At 51.1% G+C, this 18,947-nt stretch carries 12 protein-coding genes, 1 pseudogene and 1 riboswitch; of the genes and pseudogenes, 2 read left to right on the top strand and 11 right to left on the bottom strand.

The window, feature by feature from the left end:
• Together HRQ63_RS22410 and HRQ63_RS22405 are read left to right on the top strand one after the other, a co-directional pair.
• The gene (locus tag HRQ63_RS22410) at positions 1-1,170 is read left to right on the top strand and encodes a response regulator (RefSeq protein ID WP_172247385.1); all 1,170 of its coding nucleotides are present in this window, start codon (positions 1-3) and stop codon (positions 1,168-1,170) included.
• A 21-nt stretch (positions 1,171-1,191) separates the two neighbouring features.
• Positions 1,192-1,398: a DUF2536 family protein gene (locus tag HRQ63_RS22405; RefSeq protein WP_172247384.1), complete on the top strand. Its 207-nt coding sequence runs from the start codon at positions 1,192-1,194 to the stop codon at positions 1,396-1,398.
• 594 nt (positions 1,399-1,992) lie between these two features.
• Here the strand turns inward: HRQ63_RS22405 and HRQ63_RS22400 are convergent.
• From HRQ63_RS22400 to HRQ63_RS22350, 11 genes and pseudogenes are all read right to left on the bottom strand, one after another.
• Entirely contained in the window at positions 1,993-3,348 is a 1,356-nt protein-coding gene (locus tag HRQ63_RS22400) for a voltage-gated chloride channel family protein (protein WP_172247383.1), read from the bottom strand.
• A 65-nt stretch (positions 3,349-3,413) separates the two neighbouring features.
• Positions 3,414-3,475, bottom strand: a riboswitch (Fluoride riboswitch).
• A 71-nt stretch (positions 3,476-3,546) separates the two neighbouring features.
• A pseudogene (locus HRQ63_RS22395) lies at positions 3,547-4,025 on the bottom strand (GNAT family N-acetyltransferase).
• Between the two features lie 24 nt (positions 4,026-4,049).
• Positions 4,050-4,616, bottom strand: coding sequence for an SF0329 family protein (locus HRQ63_RS22390; RefSeq protein ID WP_172247382.1), 567 nt, complete (start codon positions 4,614-4,616; stop codon positions 4,050-4,052).
• A 253-nt stretch (positions 4,617-4,869) separates the two neighbouring features.
• Entirely contained in the window at positions 4,870-5,337 is a 468-nt protein-coding gene (locus tag HRQ63_RS22385) for a hypothetical protein (protein ID WP_172247381.1), read from the bottom strand.
• A 124-nt stretch (positions 5,338-5,461) separates the two neighbouring features.
• Positions 5,462-6,424 carry an alpha/beta fold hydrolase gene (locus HRQ63_RS22380; protein WP_229714139.1) on the bottom strand — a complete coding sequence of 321 codons (963 nt, stop codon included), beginning with the start codon at positions 6,422-6,424 and terminating at the stop codon, positions 5,462-5,464.
• Between the two features lie 144 nt (positions 6,425-6,568).
• Positions 6,569-7,606, bottom strand: coding sequence for an LLM class flavin-dependent oxidoreductase (locus HRQ63_RS22375; RefSeq protein WP_172247380.1), 1,038 nt, complete (start codon positions 7,604-7,606; stop codon positions 6,569-6,571).
• Between the two features lie 308 nt (positions 7,607-7,914).
• On the bottom strand, positions 7,915-8,094 hold the full coding sequence (locus HRQ63_RS26395; protein WP_172247379.1) for a X2-like carbohydrate binding domain-containing protein: 180 nt from the start codon (positions 8,092-8,094) through the stop codon (positions 7,915-7,917).
• Between the two features lie 31 nt (positions 8,095-8,125).
• Complete coding sequence (locus tag HRQ63_RS22365; RefSeq protein ID WP_172247378.1) at positions 8,126-8,377, bottom strand: hypothetical protein; 252 nt, start codon at positions 8,375-8,377, stop codon at positions 8,126-8,128.
• Between the two features lie 157 nt (positions 8,378-8,534).
• The gene (locus HRQ63_RS22360; RefSeq protein ID WP_172247377.1) at positions 8,535-15,563 is read right to left on the bottom strand and encodes an InlB B-repeat-containing protein; all 7,029 of its coding nucleotides are present in this window, start codon (positions 15,561-15,563) and stop codon (positions 8,535-8,537) included.
• A gap of 493 nt (positions 15,564-16,056) precedes the next feature.
• Positions 16,057-16,743, bottom strand: coding sequence for a response regulator transcription factor (locus HRQ63_RS22355; RefSeq protein ID WP_172247376.1), 687 nt, complete (start codon positions 16,741-16,743; stop codon positions 16,057-16,059).
• A 1-nt stretch (position 16,744) separates the two neighbouring features.
• The gene (locus HRQ63_RS22350; RefSeq protein ID WP_229714140.1) at positions 16,745-18,886 is read right to left on the bottom strand and encodes an ATP-binding protein; all 2,142 of its coding nucleotides are present in this window, start codon (positions 18,884-18,886) and stop codon (positions 16,745-16,747) included.
• Positions 18,887-18,947: the final 61 nt, after the last annotated feature.

Here is an 18,947-nt window from a genome sequence, read left to right as displayed (position 1 = left end):
ATGATGAAAGTGCTGATCGTGGACGACGAAGATTTGTCGCTCAAGCGGCTGAACCGTATTTTGACGGCGAGCGGGGAAGTCGAGATATGCGGCGCTTTTCATGATCCGGAGGAAGCCGCCGAGTATGCCAAAACGCATCGGTTCGACGCTGCCTTTCTCGATATTACGATGCCGCGCATCTCGGGAATGACATTGATCGGCGAGCTGCGCAAATTCCACCCTTCGCTTCCGATCGTGTTGGTCACGGGGTATGAAGAATACGCCGTGCAGGCTTTCGATTACGAGGTGATTGATTACGTCATCAAACCCGTCACGGCCGAGCGATTGAATCGCAGCATCTCCAGGCTCAAGCAGCGGCTGGAAGAATCGTCTGCCGGGTCGCGGGAACCGGAACTCGAAACGGAAAGCCCAGAAGCGGACGGTCCCATTGTAGACGAAACACGATTGACCGTGCGGTTATTCGGCGGTTTTTCGGTACATGGCGGCGATGGGACGGACGGTCCGCTCAAGCTTCGCACGCCGAAAACGGAGGAATTGCTCGCTTTTTTACTCTATAATCGCTCGACTACCCGGGATGTGCTGACCGACACGTTATGGAAAGACCTCAGTCCGCAAAAAGCTTCGACCAACCTCAATTCCACGCTATACTATGTGAGGCGCGCGATCGGAGACGGCGGCGATACACCGATTATTCGCAAGGATGGCAGCGGCATTCGCGTGGACCGGGAGGCGATCGACTGCGATTTGTACGAGTTCGAAGAATTGTTCCGACAGATGCGCCGAACGCCGGAGAACCAGCATGACCCGGAACGTTTCGAACGGATGGACGCGCTGTATGCCGGCGAATTTCTGAAAGACCGACATTATGAATGGGCTTTTGCACGGGCCAGACAGTTGGAAATGGATTTTATCGCGATGTTGGATACGGCCGCCCGCTATCATGCGAAGATCGAGCAGCCGTTGCGGGCTTTATATTATTTCGAACGGATTTTGCAGCTTGATCCGATTCGGGAGGACGTGCATCGGGAAATCATTTTGTTGTATGTGCTGCTCGACCGCAAGTCGGATGCGAAGCGGCAGTATCGGACGCTGGAAAAAGTGTTGGACGAAGAACTGGGAGCGCGGCCTTCGGCGGAACTCGAACGAATCATCCGGGCGGCACAATTATAGAAGCAAAGGAGTTGAGCGGACATGGATATTATTTTGGATATGATGAAAGACAAAGTGGAATGCTTGCAGGCGTACGACTTCCGCGAAGTGGAGCGCGCGATCGAGGAACGGATGGAGATCAATAAGGCATTGGCGCTGCGGGTGAAAAACGTTCAGCATCAGGTAACATTCGATCCGGTGCGGAACAAGATGTTGTACAGCGCGGTGGTGCATTTTACGGCGGGTTGAATGAGGAGGTCCTATTCGGGGGAGCACCAAGCTGGAGCGCTGCGGGAGAAATTCGCTCGAACCGCTGTCTCACCCGGAAAGTTGAATTGGATTTGAATAAGGAATCTTTCCGGGTTCAAAGGCGTTTCGATCTGAATTTCTCCCTCCGCTGTTGCTTGGGAAAGAATAGGACCGTTTTTTGAAGGATTAGAGATTAAAGAGCAAAGCCCCGGAATTGGACTTTGGGCATGTTTAGCAGTTCACGCGCTGGCGGGGACTGCTTTTTGTTTGGAATGAAGGATAAGGACACGCTCTAAAGGAGTGGGATGCGCGATATGGGATTGTTGACGAAACAGCAGCATTCGTAGCAAAAATGAATGCAACGGGCTTGGTTTGTTGACTTTTTGTACACATTTGGCAGGCCATAACTAGTTGTGGCTGTTCGAGGTGCTTTTTTTGATGTTCGATACGTGCAGTTGTGGTTCGTATGTCGTTCTAGCACTCTGTACCCGATGAAGACAACGCTACGCTTGGACGAAACGTACTGGACTCGTGTACGCTTCGATCAAACGCCAACCTACTATTTGAGATGGGATGGAATACTAAGCGCGCGAGCTATTTTACGTCGTCATCGTTCCTCTTCTCTTTATGACTCGAACGCTCTTTTTTTCGCAGTTCTTTTACCGTCGCCAACGTCGTGCCTTCCGGGATCGTTAGCAGGCGGCTTTTGGATACGCCGATGCGTTGCGAGGTGTAGATGCCGCTGTGGCCGGAGAAGACGTAGCTGACCAGGCAGGCGATGAATAGGTAAACAGCGGCCTCGGAGCCGAACAATTCGATGCCCATGATGAAGCAGGCGATCGGGGTATTGGTAGCTCCGCAGAAGACGGCGATGAAACCGAGCGCGGCCAGAAACGGTGCGTATAAGCCGAACAGATCGGCTAGGCTATGGCCCATTGTGGCGCCGATCGCGAATAAGGGAGTGACTTCGCCGCCTTGGAAACCTGCGCTGAGCGTGACGGAGGTGAACAGAAGTTTCCATAAAAACGCTAGCGGCGAGACTTCTCCTTCGAAAGACTGCTGAATCAGGGGAAGGCCGAAGCCCAGGTAATCGCGGGTTCCGACGATCGCGACCAGGGCGATAACGACGAAGCCGCCGACGGCGCTTTTGATCGCCGGGTTTTTGAAAACGGCCGCGAAGCCGCGCTTCAAGGCATGGGTCAGTTCGCTGAACAGAAGGCTGACCAGGCCGAACAGGATCGAAGCGACGACGACTTTGAATACGATCGACAGTTCGATTGCGGGCACGCTGCCGATTTTGTAATGCAGATGATGCGCGCCCCATAGTCTCGTCGCGATCAAATCCCCGACGAAGCTGGCCGTGAAGCACGGCAGCAGCGCCCGATGGCTGATCAGTCCGATCGCGATGACTTCCAGCCCGAAAATCGTGCCGGCGAGCGGCGTGCCGAAGATCGATCCGAAGCCGCCGCTGATACCGCACATCAGCAAAATTTTGCGGTCCGCGGCGTCGATCCGAATCATTTTTCCGAACCATTCCGCCAAGCTTCCGCCCATCTGCACCGCCGTTCCTTCGCGTCCGGCGGAGCCGCCGAACAAGTGCGTCACCAATGTCCCGAACAGGACCAAAGGAGCCATGCGCAGCGGGATGGTTTCTTGGCCTTCGTTGATTTGTTCGAGGATGAGATTGTTGCCTTTAGAGCTGTTTTTTCCGAACTTCATGTAGAGGCAGCTGACCAACGCGCCGCCGAGCGGCAGCAGGAAGAGCAGCCAGCCGTGGTTCATGCGTACGTCGGTGACGTAATTCAGGCTTTTCAGGAAAAAGGCCGACGCCGTTCCCGACAATACGCCGACCGCGCCTCCCAACACGATCCATTTCAAAAATGTGCTCCATAATGCAAGATGGCTCGTTTGCTCGGCCAATCGAGTCCATCTCTTCGATCCTTTTCGCATATCCGTATCCCTTCTTATCTCCGAATTCAGTCCCGAAAACAAAACAGACTCCTACCCACGACGTATCATGGGTAGGAGTCATTAGCCTCGAAAGGCGGTTATGGCGAACTCCATCGCCGTATTGAACTGTTGTCATAATAATCCGAATCGAAGACGGTTGTCAATGACGGAATGCAGGCCGGGCAGGCCAATCGTTTCTTAGCGCTGACGATCCTCGCTTTTCCGCGTGTTCAGCGTAAGCTTCATCCCGTCGTGGCTGGCCGTAAATCCTAATCGTTCGTAGAACCGATGGGCGTCTTTGCGGCTTTTGTCCGTGGTGAGCTGGATCATCTCGCAGCCGGAAGCTGCCGCTTCGTCGATCGCGTAACGGAATAACGCTTCCCGATCCCTTTTCCGCGATGCCCGCGCGCCACGCGAACGCCTTCGATCTGTCCGCGAGTCATGCCCAATCTTGCAAGTCCGGGGATGATCGTAAGCTGGACGCAACCTACAACCTCCTCGTTTTCCACAGCAACAATGATCGAATTTCCGGCTTGCCGCTCGATCTGCTCGAAAGCATTCAGATAAGCTTGCGGCAGCGGGTCTTCGAAACGCTCCCGTGCCGCTCCCAGCTCGTCGTCCGCCAACAGTCGCACAATTTGGGACAAATGATGGATCTTAGCCGTTTTAAATTCCATGAGGCCCTCCTCTCTTCGACCGGATCAAGCGTCCCGCCGCAGCTCGTAAAAATACTGCACGATCGGATGCTTCAGCTTGATCTGCTCGGACATGTTCAGAATGCGCTTTTTGCCGACGCGGCGATCGACCAGAGCGAGAATGTTCAGCAGGATATCATTGCTTTCCAAGCTGGTCTCGATCGGGGTAGTCAGAAATTTGTTCGCGTCCTTCGTGAAGTTGGATTTGGTCAGCGCGGCTTGGGCGTTCATCATGTCTTTGGCGTGCTCGCCGGCTTTACGACTACGGGCCATGATCTTGAGGCGGTCTTCCGGGATCGGGCCTTTGGCGGTTTTGCGCACGGCTTCGATGTCTTCGGGCTTGACCGGAATGTAGAGTTCGGGATCGTTTTTGATCTCCAGCTCGCTTTGGAACCAGCGGATGGGATTGGTTTTGTCGCTCATGTTGAGGATATTCTTTTTATCGACGGAAATGTGGCAGGTGCCGGACTTATCGAGTAAATATCGGTAGCTGGTGGCTTGGTATTCGACTTTGCCGCTCAGCGACGGGGAGAGGAAGCTCTCCAGTTGTTGTTGCAGTTTGCTCCAGGACATGAGGGTCCTCCTATGTTGGGCTTATTCCTAGGGCGGTTACGCGCCTTAAGGCTGTTGAGAGAGTCACGTTAGCGCGGGAAGCGAGAAGACTGCGAGAGAAATTCGTTCAATTCGCTGTCTCACTCGGAAAACCGGATTGAAATTTAAAATGGAAGTTTTCCGAGTTCAAAGGCGTCTTGACCTGAATTTCTCTCTCCGTCTTCTCGTTTCCAGTTACGTTTGACGTTCTCAACATTTTCAAGGCATTTAAGCCCTAGTTTTCTTTGTTTAAAGGAACTTCGAAAGTCGCGCTCAGGCGGTGAGGTTCCAATGCGCTTTTTCGGGATAGGATATTGATTTTCAAGTTCAAGTGATCCGGCAGGTCGGAGACTTCGTCGGTGTCCGCGGTCAAGTAGTAATGTTGGTTTCCCAATTCATACATTTTGCCGCTGACGGAGGAAGCGAATCGATGTCCGTCGTTGTAAAATTCGTAGCCTAGGTCGTTTTCGACTTGCCCGCCGCCTTTCACTTCGATTCCGAGCGATACGCGGCCTTCGGTGTATGCGGCGTTTCGCAGTGAAAAGGTCAGACCGTCGAACGTTCGGGTTTGAACCGGAATATCGGGAGCAGGCATTTGCCAGGTCTTCTGCTTCTGATGTCCGTGAACGAAGTAAATCGTCGATAGGGTGATTACAGCAGCGATCAAGATCATGGACGATAGGATTATACTTTTTCTGCTCATCATAACCTCCAAACAAACAAGACATACCAAAACGCACCTTTTCATTATACGTCATTTTGCGTGTTTCCATAACAAAAGACCGTTCATCCAAGATTCGGATCAACGGTCGGTCTATCTGCGATCTCTATTTCAATTCCTGCATGAACGCTCGGACGCCTTCAGCGATTTCTTGCGGATGCGAACGGTACAGATAGTGGTTCGCGTCCAATAACATTACCTCGGCCTGCTCGGAATTCGCGATTTGTTTTTCATGTTCGGGAATCCACTCCGCTACTGCGGGATGGTGAGCCTGAAGGAAAAATAACACCGGCAGATCGGCGGGAAAAGACTGCTGTTGACCTGCCTGAAAATTACCGAACATGCTCACGACCTCGTTCAACTGCGTGTCGTTGTACATGTTGCGCCGCATCAGCCTGTGCAGCTGCTCGACGGTCTGCTCGTCATAGGCAAGCCCTTCGTACGGGTCGGCGCTCAGTTTCAACTGCACGCGGTCGAAGCCCAAGTCGCGGAACCATCGGATCGGCGCGACGTCCGAGGCTTCGATTTTTTGCTCGCTAAGCGACGGGACGCTGCTGTCCAGCCCGACGAACGCGGTCACTTCGCGCGGATATCGGTTCACGTAATCCAGACTATAAAGGCCGGAGATCGAATGCGCCATCAAAATATAACGGTCGAGACCCAAGCTCTGCACTGCCGCATGAATCTCATTGACGATGTTCTCGGTAGTGCGTTCGACATCCGTCGGGTCACTGAGCCCGTAGCCGAACGGCTCGACCACGACGACGCGGTAATCCGGTGTCAACGTGTCGATCAGCGGCTGGAAATCGAGTCCGGGCGCGGCATTGCCGTAACCGGGCAGCAGCACGATCGTTTCCTCGCCGTCGCCTTGGACGAGCACGTTCATCTGTTTTCCGTCTACCGTCACTTGCTGGCCGTACGGCTGCAATTTTTTCTGCTCGGAAGCGCTGCTGATTCGGTCGACGGCAAAGACGGTCGCGACGAACAGCAAAACTAGGATCGCGAGCGCGGCAATGATTTTCAACAAAACGGACAAAATTTTTCGGGCTTTGCTTACATTCGAGGTCAAACGGTTCAGCTCCTTTGGTAATCTGCGAAACGGCCTTGCGGCCTGCTTCTTCCCAGTCTAGCGAACCGAAATGTCTTCCGAATGAAGCGAATATGAACCCAGTATGAACGATGAAGTTCGGATACGGATTTGAGTGCCCGCCGATTACCGAACGATGCTCGCCTCTGATTGACGATTCTCTTCCATGCTCTGCACGGCTTCTTTTAAAATCTCGAACGAACGCGTCAGCTTCTCTTCCTCGTAAATAAACGAATTCACGATCAACTCGTCAGCCGCATACCGAGTTTGGAAAAGATTAAGCTGCTGCGTGATCGTGTCTTTGCTTCCTTTGAACGTCACGCTGGACATCGCCGCGAGCATTTCCTCTTCCTTCGCGGTGATGTCGGAGTCGAGATTCTCGGCAGGCGGCTGCATGAGCTGCTGCCCGCCCCGCAGGATGTTCAGGAAGACCTGGTTCATCGTCGTCGCCAAAAAATGAGCTTCCTCGTCCGAATCGGCCGCGATCACATTGGCAGATACCATCACGTAGGGCTTGGACAGATGCACGGAAGGCTTGAAGTTTTCCCGGTACGCAACAAGCGCCGCTTCCAAGTGGGCAGGAGCAAAATGGGCGCCGAACGCGTAAGGCAAGCCGAGTTCAGCCGCCAAATAGGCGGAATCCGTCGAAGAACCCAGGATGTACAACGGAACTTTCGTTCCGACTCCGGGATAAGCGCGGACGGTTCCTTGTTGTTCCGGCGCTCCGAGATAGGTGAGGAGAGATCGGATATCGTCCGGGAAAGAAGGCGCGGAATCCCCCGAAGAACGCCGAATCGCCTTCGCTGCCGCTTCATCCGTTCCCGGCGCGCGGCCGAGTCCCAGATCGACGCGATCCGGATGGATAGTCGCGATCGTGCCGAACTGTTCGGCTACGATCAACGGCGAATGGTTGGGCAGCATGACGCCGCCGGAACCCGCGCGGATCGTGTCGGTGTGATCCAAGACGTGCTTGACCAAGATCGAAGTCGCGGAGCTGATCAGCGTCGGGGTATTGTGGTGCTCGGCGATCCAGTATCGGGTGTAGCCCAGTTTTTCGACGGTTTGCGCCAGGCTGACCATCTGATCGATAGCCGCTGTAGCGTCTTTGCCTTCGCGGATCGGAAGCAAGTCCAATACGGAAAGGGCTATGTTAGAGTGTGACATGAGATGGTGGGCCTCCCTGCGTAGAGTTTTTGAAAGAGTGCTAAGTTTCTTACCGGGTCTATTGTATGTCATAACAACCATATATACAAGTTAAGTGAATAAAGGTGGATAATTACAGTTAACTCGCAAACAAAATAATACGGCTTTTTATGGATACGCACTGAAAAAAGACGCATGAGAAGTTTCCCCGAATGCCTCTTTAAGGCGTTACGTTTCCAAGTAAAGCAACAGCAGAAATGAAAAAGGAAACAAACTTCCCGTCGGGGCCGCTTGTTTCCTTCGAATTCGTTCTGCCTTGCGTGCGGGGATCAAGCGGGGGATCTTGGGTTGTTGGGGATAGGGAAACCGTCAAGCTCAACTGAGGTGAGTTTGTGGCCGTTTGTCGTTAACGCTGTGGAAACGTCAGACTGTTGAGTAGGATTTTTATCGAAACTTGCCGGGGTTGGATTGATTGTAGGAGGATCGGCTGGAAATGTAAATAAGGTCATTTCTGTAGAGCTCGTTGGTCCGAACGCATTTTCATCTACCGCTGACATAGTAGACGGAACCTGGTCGCAAACCTGTCAACGTCGCTGATGCTGTTGCAGAATTCGAACCGGCAGGTACGATTGCATCGGCTACCTTTGCGGTCGTTGCCGTTGCAGCATAAGCCGAGTTTGAACTATTGTCTATCGAAGGCGGTCCATCAGAAGACGCACTGGCAAAAGGCAACGCCAATTGACTCAGTAAAGCAAAAATCATTAAAACACGAATAGACAAGCTTTTTCTCACTTATAACCCTCTCCTTTTGTAAAAGCGAGAAGGCGCATCTTATATACTTACAAACGCGATTTGGGTACGTTTAGTTTCTCATAAAAAGAAGCTGCTTGAGCACATGATAGCGCTTGTCGCAGCTTCTTTCGGGTTATTTTTATGATTGAATGGGTTCTTACCGAATTTTGTGCTTCATGACGTCAACTTTATTTGCATTTCGTTCTACGAAAATCAAATACAAGTTGCCGTCCTTACCTCTTGAGAACCTTAAAGTCAGATTACTGGTCGCAACATAAGCTTCTGCGCCGACTTTACTCCAAGTTCCTTCATATTTCGCCACGCTCGCTTTATTGCCGTTTGACTTATCTTCATAAGCAACATACGGCGTACCGATCTCATCGACTGCTAATCCTAATGTGAAGTAATCGGAAACCGGCATTGAACCTTCGCCGACTTTCTCCCACTCCGTACCGTTATACCTTGTCAGTACCGCTTTACCAGGCGTCGAATGCAAGACATAAGGCGTGCCGTCCGGAGCCACTTCAAAGTACGGTGTCTCTGAAAGCTCTCTAACTTCGATTAAGCCCAAGTCGCCGAGTGCTACCCATGCTGCATTTTCGTATTTCAAAACGACAATACGCGTTCCTCTTCCGTTGAGAGACGGATTCCCTCTGTTGATGGTTTCAGATTTATCTCTGAACACATACATGTTATTGTCCGCGTCGAATTTGAGACTTGGATTATCTGCATGTCCTCCGAGAGAAGCTCCTCCGACGACCGGTACCCACACATCGTCTACGTATTTGACTACCTGCAATTTGTCGTCTTGATCGTTGTATACGACATAAAGAACATCGTTGTTATCGAATGCAAGATTGATTCTCGCACCTGCAAACCCGCCATCGCCTGAAGCGCCGACAAGAGTTTTATCCCTGCCGAGGTCTTCCCAACCGGTTCCGTTGAACTTTTGTGCAAACAAAGTGCCGTCGCCGTCTGAATTGACCCGGTACAAGACGTCTTGACTGTTTACAGCAATTTTCTTGGCTGCACTGGAATCGCCCGGAATCGATGTCCATGCGCCGTTTGCGTATTTCGATATTCCTCCTTCGTAAGTCGCATAGACGATACCTCGACTATCCGCAACCACTTGGTACGCACTTCTTGCATCGAACGGATTACCTAAAATATACCACGGCGTATACGTCCATTTTGCGTACAAAGTAAGGTCAGCATTGACTACGGTATTGAAGTCGTAAGGATTCGTCAATATATTATCGCTATACCAACCTTCGAATTTGTAGCCTTCCCATGTCGGTGTCGATGGAGCGGATGCTTTACCGCCCGGACTTACCTTTTGATCTTCGACTGCCGATCCTTCATTACTGTCAAAACTTACCGTATACTTATCCGATTTCCATTTTGCATACAAGGTGAGATCGTTCGTCACCGATGTATCGAAGTCATACCCTTGAGTCAGACTCTCATCGATCTGCCAACCGACAAAAGTATATTCGTCCCGCGTCGGTGCTGGCGGAAGTTGAACTTTACCATCGCGATCAATAGTCTGGGAATCTACGTTAGAACCCCCATTGCTATTGAAGGTTACGGTGTAGCGCGCCGTCCATTTTGCATATAACGACAGATTTGCTGCGATCGGTGTATTAAAGTCATACAGATTCGTCAGCGTGCTATTGCTATACCAGCCGCCAAAAACATAACCGTTGCGGGTGGGCATTTCCGGAGCAGCAATGCTATCGCCGTCATTTACCGATTGACTGGATACGGCTGAACCTCCGTTGCTATTGAACGTCACGGTATATTCGTTCAACGTCCACTTCGCATACAGCGTCAGATCGTTCATCACGCTTTCGGTGAATCCGTAAGGCGTCGTCAAGTCACTGTCACTGTACCAACCGGCGAACGTATAGCGACTTTGCATCGGTTCTAAGGGAACGTTAGCGACTGCGCCTTCGTTTATAATCTGAGCTTGGACATCTGTTCCGCCATTGCTCTCGAAACTTACCGTATACGTAGTCGGCACATAAATATTCCATTTCGCGTACAGTGTAATATCGCCTGTAACTACCGCTGTCGTGAAATTATACGGGGTCGATAACTGATCATCCATGTACCAACCGCTAAATACATAATCGTCTTTGGTTGGCGCTGTCGGCGCTGTCGCTTTGGCTCCGTCATTCACCACCTGAGCGTCTACCGGCGATCCGCCCATACTATCGAAGCTCACCGTGTACTGCAGCAGCCATTTCGCATAAAGCGTCATGTTGTCCGTGACTAATGTGCCGAAATCATACTTATTTGTCAGACTGCTGTCGCTATACCAGCCGCCGAATACAAATCCGTTTTTCGTCGGCTCTGTTGGAACCGTGACCGAGCCGCCGTAATCTACATTCTGGCTGCTTACGTCTTCCGTTGCCCCATTACTTTCAAAGTTAATGGTATACGCATTGGTCGACCATTGCGCGGTTACCGAAATATCTTCACCCGGCATATTCTCCGGAGCAGCCGGCGACCAACCTGTGAACATATGCCCTTCGCGAATCGGTGTGCCGAGATGAAGTTTCAGTGTTGCTCCAAACGGAACATCGACTTCTTTGTCTGCCTGGCCTGAGCCGCCATAATTGATCTTGAGCTTGTGCGTATCGCGTTTGTAATACAATTTCAGTACGGTTTTGCCATTGCTTGCAATCGTACTTGTCAGTACCGTGCCCGGAATTTCAGGCTTAAATTCGAACTCCGGATAGACTTTCGGTGTAACGCTATCCAGATTCGCTTCCGCGCCTGTCGCGCCGCGATACGATTCCGTATCCGCTACCGTATACGTGTCGCTTCCCAGATCTTGCTTGAGATATACGACTTGGTAAGGCGTGTCTTCTTTGGCGATCCATTGCGCGGTATATTCGACGCTCGAATCCGGCATCGTTTTGGGTACTTGTGGTGACCAGCCGTCAAATACATAACCGGTTCTCGTCGGTACCGGGATTCGGCCTTCGATGTTTCTTCCTGCGGGTTCACTGAAAGAACTGCGCGGAGCGCCCGGATACCCCAGATTGAAGCTTGCGCTATGGACGGCTGGGTAATACTCCACTTTTACAACCGTGGATTCGTCCCCTTTGATGATACGTCCGTCAGATACCCCGTTGGCATATCCTTGAGCTTTGAAACGATCCGAATTGATATGGATCTCCGTGTCTGTGGTTCCTTTCGCAAACTCTGTGTAATCCGGCGTTTTGGATACAGATTTTCCTGTGTTCGGATCAATCAAATAATGCAAGACGGTATAAGGAGTATTGGGATTCGCTGTCCAGCGCGCATACAACTCATAGTCTTCTTTTGGCATACGGCTTGGAATCTCTACTTTTTCCCCGCCGCTAGGCGCTGTGTACCACCCTTGGAACGTGTAACCCGGATAGACGGGCGTAGGCACGTTGACCGCCGTATTGTAGACGACCGGAAGGATTTGCGTCGCACCGCCGTTACGCGGATCAAGCTGGAAAATATATTCGTTTTGCGTCATCCGCCACGACAAAGGAATGGTACGTTTGATCGGATCCGACGCGAACGAAAGCGGCGCGCCTTTCCAAGTGATAACGAGATTGCCTTTGAGTACCGGACGCGTAGTGGATACTGCTGCGATTCGCCGTGTGCTTGGATCATACGTGAAGTTTTTATTATCGACTTGGATATCAAAACGATTCACGTCATACACTGCCGAACCTGTATCTCCGCTTTTCAAATCGAATACATTCATCTTCAAAAGCGAATTCGGTAATTCGATCGAATTGCCTTTACCTGCTAGCGGAATACCTAACTCTTCATCTTGTTCGTAATCAAAATCGTATACATTGTCTGCTCGGCCGATCATATAGAGCGGCCACTCTTTGTCGAGCAGAGAAACGCCTGCCGAAAGCGCGCCATCGCCTAATTGAGCGCCAAGTGCCACTTCCAGATAGATGCCGATCTCGACGTATAAAGCCCCTAAAGATTTCGTGGTTTTGACGTTATTGATATTTTTCAATTGATAATAGAAGTAACCCCATAGATTGATATAAGCACCGGGTTCTACCGAAATGCCTATACTATTTAATGAGACGCTACCGACCCCGGCTTTGACTTCCATATTAATACCTGCACGTAACCCGATCGTTCCCATGACATAGAACGTGAATTGGTAATCCCCGTCTCCCGGTAAATTCACCGTATTGCTTGTGCCGCTGAATGATAAGATGCGCAACGTAACGGAATAACGCTTGGCACTCTTATAGTAGAAATCCGCGCCAATCGACAGATTGACTTTGGCTTTCACGACAAACTGCGCTTCGAATTGAACTTCAATCAATCCATACGCTACATATACGCTGGTTTTGAATAAGCTTTTTTCAATTAAAGGCACCCATTCCGTATCCTCTTCCAACATCTCTTGATACTGTTCTCGCAAACTGTCCGCGTCCAGATTATCGTCTTCGTCGTCCGTGCCGTTGATGAGATTTTGGATTTCAGTCGCGATATCTCGAACGTCACCTAATAGACCTTCTTCTTCGGCCGCATCCCAATCTTCTAAAGCATCTTCTAACTCGTTAGGTTCGACAAGCGCCATTTCTGCGGTAATATTCAGACCTGTGTACGTATACGTGTCCAAATTCGCAGTCACGATATAATCGTCGATGACCGGGAAGACCGGAACGGAGAAGAAACCGATTTTGACCTTATACCAATGCCATGCCGTTTCTGAATTCACATTCAGGCTAAGCGAAATCTCTTGCACGAAAGCAGCCGTCATATGAATGACAAGATCGCTTTTTTCTGTAAGATGAACGACGATATCCGCTTCGACTGCCAAGCTCGCGCTGATCCCCGAACTGCGCTGATCGATGTTTTTCACCTTCGTACCGATCGTCGCCGTGACTTCCAGATTTTCGACACTGACTCGATCATTGCCTGCCAAAAAGGCTTGAGACTGGACGGCTTTGGTCTTTAGCGCCGTCTCGGTCAAGTAGTCTGCGGCTTGATCAACGAAGCCGCTTTTACGTGCTTGCGTCTCGATCTGCCGCTCGATTTGATCCACTTGTTCATCCGACAATAGATATTCGCCGTCGATCGCTTGCTTCTGATACATATCGAATGCGCTAGTCACGTCATCCAGAGTTGCATCGGTATACGTAATGATGTCCATCTCCGCATTCGATGTGACCGATGTGATTCGCCCATAACCAACCGACTCAATTCCATTCTCAGAACCGAATTCTCCTGTGTAGAATCCGATGAAGTCACCAACGTCTACAGTCGTCAATTCATTCAAGCCCAACTCTTCATACTGGGGATCGCTGTAGTTCATCACGGTATGTTCAACCGTAATCGAGTTGTTATCAGGATAGCCATCTGTGTCCGCGGTGATACTAACGGGCAGAACATCGGGCTTGAACAGGACTTCGTCCACTTCGGCGCGTCCATAGGTATACGTTTTTCCGACTTTGTCCGTAATATGAACATAAGCGACGTCACCACTATTTACGCCGTCTGTTGCAACGGTGCGTTGATCGGGGCGTACACCCGCATAGATCGCGACCGTAGCACCGATTTGAATATCGACGCTACCGTTGTAATCGAATGTTCCGCTTGTCGCGTTCGCATCGGCTAGCGCTTGACCGCTACCGTCTACGGTTGTCGTCATGACCGGAACCGCGAGAGAACCGGCTTCTTTGCCGTTCAATGTCATATTTTTAACGTCTGCATAAGGGAGGTAGATCAGATTCGTATCGAGCGGAATCTCGATTCCTTCGGGCTTCGCGACGCTGAATACATAAATTTCTGTCGACTTATCTTGACCGTCAAAAGACAAATTCTCGTCCGTTAACGTCAGTTGGTACGTATTACCTTCGACAAACTTGCCTTCTTCGGCAGCAGAGGAGACGGTGAAGACTCCGTTACCTCCGGCAACTTCGACTCCTTCAAAGCTTGGATTGGCTGTATCGATAAATTCGATTCCGGCTTTGACATCCTCGATCGTAAGGCTAGCTGTCTCGTCTTTTAGGGTGATCGTGTAATTCGGAGCTACATCCAATACCGAATAGCTCGGTATGCTCTCTACCGCGTCGTCTAAACGGTCTGTGTATTTCGCATATAAGGTTGTGTCTTCCGTCAGTTCGCTTCCGCTGGCAAAAATCAACGAAAGATCGCTGTCAATGAACCAACCTTGAAAAATAAAGTCTTCTTTCGTCGGCACAGGCAGATTATTTAGCAATTCGCCTTTTTTCACTTTTTGCGCCGGAATTACGTTGCCGCCGTTGCTTTCAAAAGTCAGCGTGTAGGTAATGCCTGTAGGCGTCGGAGTTCCTCCGCCTGCATTTCCTCCGGGGGTTCCTCCATTATTTCCGCCTGATGTGCCGCCGCCACTATTTCCAGCCGTATTAGGGGTTGGCGTCGGTGTAGGCGTTGACGTTGTAGGAGTCGGTACAACTATAACCGGATTTCCGCTTTTCCATGCTTCAACAATGCTGCTGTTTCGCATAAACAGAACGGCCGCTTCCGCTCTAGTCGCTTGAGCACGCGGGTTGAAGTTCCCTTTTTCATCCCCCGTAAACACGCCGGCTTGCCATAATTTCAATACCGCATCCGCTGCCCAAGGCGATACGTTCGCCAAGTCGCCCGGCTGCGTCGTAAGCGGAGTTCCCGTCTGATACGGAATTTGCTCGCTTTCAAAGTAACGCAACGTCATCGTCGCCATTTGCTCGCGCGACACCGTCGCGTTCGGCGAGTAGTTGCTTCCGCCCGTGCCGTCGGTAATTCCTTTTTGCACCGCCCATTCGATGTACGGCGCATACCAGCTTCCGACCGGAACGTCGGCAAAGCTCGATGCGAGATACGCCCCTGTATCCACGCCCGCCATCCGTCCGAGCGCCGTAATGTACATGGCGCGCGTCATCTTTCCTTTCGGCGAGAAGGTATCGGCGGTCGTCCCGCTAAAGATCCCTTTCGCCTGCATCTGCACGACCGCGTCATGGAACCAGTCCGTCGCGTTCACATCCTTGAACTTAGTCATTGCCGTGACATCGGTAATCTGCATCGGCAGTTCTGCCGCTGCTGACGCCTTCGGCGGCGGCAGCATCGGTACGATCAGACTGATGACGAGCAGCCAGACCAGCACCTGCACCTTCGCTTTCCAAGCTCGCTTTATTGCTTTTTTCACACTTATACATCCCCTCTATTTATGGATCTTGCTGAAAACACAATGTAATGAAACTCATGAATCATACAAATTCACAATCCTCTGCCCAACAACAACCCGGCGTTTTCCTCAATCCATACTGTTCTTCGGGTCCTCCTCAATCGGATAACATATAAAACAAGTGACCCGGATTTGGATCACTTGTTCCTTCGAACCAGGCCTGCTCAATATATGGGGGGATCAAGCGGAGGAAACGGCCTTGCACGATTCGATCTGAAGTTCCCAAGCCGTTTGAGGGAAAGCTTGGGATCAGGAGGGGGATTTACTCGTACGTTCGATACGAATGCAGAAAATTTGAAATTCATTTTCCTGCTCGAAGTGTATCATGCTGGATCGGCCGCTTACGGTTTATAAAGAAAACTTTAAATAAGGGATATCATCCGAAATCATTGCTGGTCTCCAAACCAAAAAGCGGTGCAAGGACTGGAATCCCTGCACCGCTTTTGCCCTACGTCTAGTTATCTGCCACCAACATATACCCGCTCCCCCGCACCGTAATAATCCGTTCAGGATTGGCAGGGTCGGACTCGATCTTTTTACGCAAATTACTGATATGTACCGCAACCGTCCTCGTATCTTCCAAGCTTTCCATTCCCCAGATGATTTGGAACAACGTATCGACGCCGATGACGCGGTTCACGTTTTGCGCCATGTAGGACAGCAGGCTGAATTCTTTTTTCGATAAAAAAACGGCCGTGCTGCCCATACTGACGGACTGCGCATAATAATCCAACGTTATGCCCGGCAGTTCCAGCAGTTGTTCCTTTCTCCCGGCCGACACCCGGCGCAGATGCGCCTTGATTTTCGCCATAAGAACTCCCGGACTAAAAGGCTTGGTCACGTAATCGTCGCCGCCGTAAGTCAATGCGCTGATTTTGATTTCGTCTTCATCCTGGCTGCTTACAAATATAATCGGCGCATCCGTAAAATGGCGTGCCTGTTTGCACCAATCGATGCCGTTTTCGTTAGCCAGCAGCACGTCCAGCACGATCAAATCCGGCTCAAAGGTACGGAGCAGCGCCATCGCCTCCGTACCGCTCCGACCGCAAGCCGATATAAAGCCTTCTCTGTCGCAATACACCTGAACAATCTCGCAAATATGAGGATCATCGTCGACGATCATGATTTTTTGCGCATCCATTTTACTCTCCTCCTTCATTCCCGATCCAAGGAAGCGTTACGTAAAAGGTCGCGCCTCGCTCGCCGTCGCTCGCCGCCCGAACCGCTCCTCCGTGCCCCTGCACGATCTCCCTGCAAATCGCAAGCCCAAGCCCGCTTCCTTGTACGCCTTTTTCCGCGCTCGGTTGATCGTATCTGTAGTTGCGGTCGAAGATTTGTTCCAACTGATCGGGCGGAATCCCCATGCCGGAATCTTGGATACTGATGATCGCAGAGCGAGCGCCGTCTTTTTCATCCACGGTCAATCCGATACGCACCGTGCCTCCCCGTGAGGTGAACTTCATCGCATTCGACACCAGATTGAACAACGCCTGCTCCAATCGCTGCGCATCCATCTCGACCACAACCCGGCGAGTGCGCGGATCTTCCGAATCTCCGATATTCAAAATGAAATCCAAGCCCGCATCGCGCACCACCAACTCGTATTGCTCGAAAAAGCTGCGCAAAAATTGAACGATAGATACCCGGTTCATGCGATAGGAGACTTGCCCGGTTTCCAGATGCGACAAAAAAGACAGTTCCTCGATCATCCGATTGATTCTTATCGTATTTTCCCGAATATATTTCAGATACTGTTCATTCCGCTCCGGCTTCACCTGATCCTGAACGGCTTCCACATACCCGAGCATACTGGCCAGCGGCATCCGCAGATCGTGCGTGATGTAAGCCAGAAGCTTTTTCCGCCCTTGCTCGGAGTTAAGCAGCTGATTGTAGGATGTGCGAAGGTCATGATGAGCGTTCGACAAGGCTTGTGTTCGATCCTGTACCGTCTGCTCCAGATTCGTATTCATTTCGATCAGCTTGTCGTTCGCTATCTGAAGTTCGCGCGCGATTCGCTCTTCGTTCGACGCCGCCTGCGTGAATCTCGAAGAAAGCAGGATCATCTGCGCCACCGTAAAGACCAGCAGGCCCAGCGGCGACGTGTTTTCGATCAAAGACCAGCCGTTGTAATATAAAAAGTCGTTAACGACCGTCACCAACGTCACCACCGAGGCCAACAGGAAAATCAGCGCTCCGCTTTTTCTTCGAGCAGCCATTCTGACCAACCCGATCATCAGATACACCATATGCGCCACAACCATCACGCCGATCGGCAGCAGGAATTGGGTGTAGATCAGCGCGGGCGTGACGATAATCAGGATGCAAAATGCGCCGGTTGCCACTCTTGAGCCGATACGGAACCATCGCGATACGTAATTCGGGAAAATGCTGTCAAAGTACATCATAATGATAAAGCCGCTGACGCTCAAAATCAGATACTCGATCTTGAACTGCAATTCCCAAGGAAAATGAGGCAGCCACTGCGTAAAAATCACTTCGCCGTTAAACAAAGACCGAATGCCGAGCAGTACCGTGAACACGCCGAAATATAGAGGAGCCCGGTCTTTACGTCTCAGTATGAACAATAACAGATTATACAAACCGATTACGACCAAACTCGCCGTCACGAACATATCCGCAGCCAGGTTCAGATTGGTCTTGGTCGCAAGCACGTCGCTCCCGCCAAGCTCGATCGGTTTGGTGATGCCGCCGCGGTTGTGATTGAAGTTGGATACTTGCATGACGAGCTCGATGTTGTCGCTTTCAGGTTGGAAAAATAAAAGCTTCGTCGCCAAGCGAGGATTCATGCCGGCCTTATCCTGCCCCACCTTGCCGACTTGCGCCAGCAGCTCGCCGTTCACCCATAATTTGTACGCATGAAAGATACTCGGCAACCTTAGAGCAAGCCTCTCGTTATGATCCTTTTCACTAAGCTCGACGACCAGGCGATAGGTAGCATAGCCTGACCCCCCAAGCTTTTCCCCGTTCCACCGATAACCGGACCAAGAGCTTGGAATATCGATCCAATGCTCGCCTTGCCCGACTTCCGTCGATCGTATCCGAGCGTCTTCGGGCGATAGCAGCTCCTGCCAGTAAAACTCCCACTCTCCGGCTAACTTTTGCGGATTCTCCCGAACCTCGACCTGCCTTAAATCGAGAACCCCTTCCCGACTTTCGAACTTCGGAGAATCCAGCGCGGAGATCACCACATAACTTGCAGCCAGTCCCACGACAATGGCCGCCGTCACATAAAGCCAAACGATACGCGAACCGAACTTGAACATCCCCCTCATGATGAAGCCAACCCCATTCTTTAAAGCGCAATGAATATCTGGATTACTCAAA

It is taken from the genome of Saccharibacillus endophyticus, from assembly GCF_013185185.1.
In the GTDB taxonomy this organism is placed as follows: domain Bacteria; phylum Bacillota; class Bacilli; order Paenibacillales; family Paenibacillaceae; genus Saccharibacillus; species Saccharibacillus endophyticus.
The sequence above is the reverse complement of the archived record's forward strand: the minus strand, read 5'-3'. Positions and strand labels throughout refer to the sequence as shown.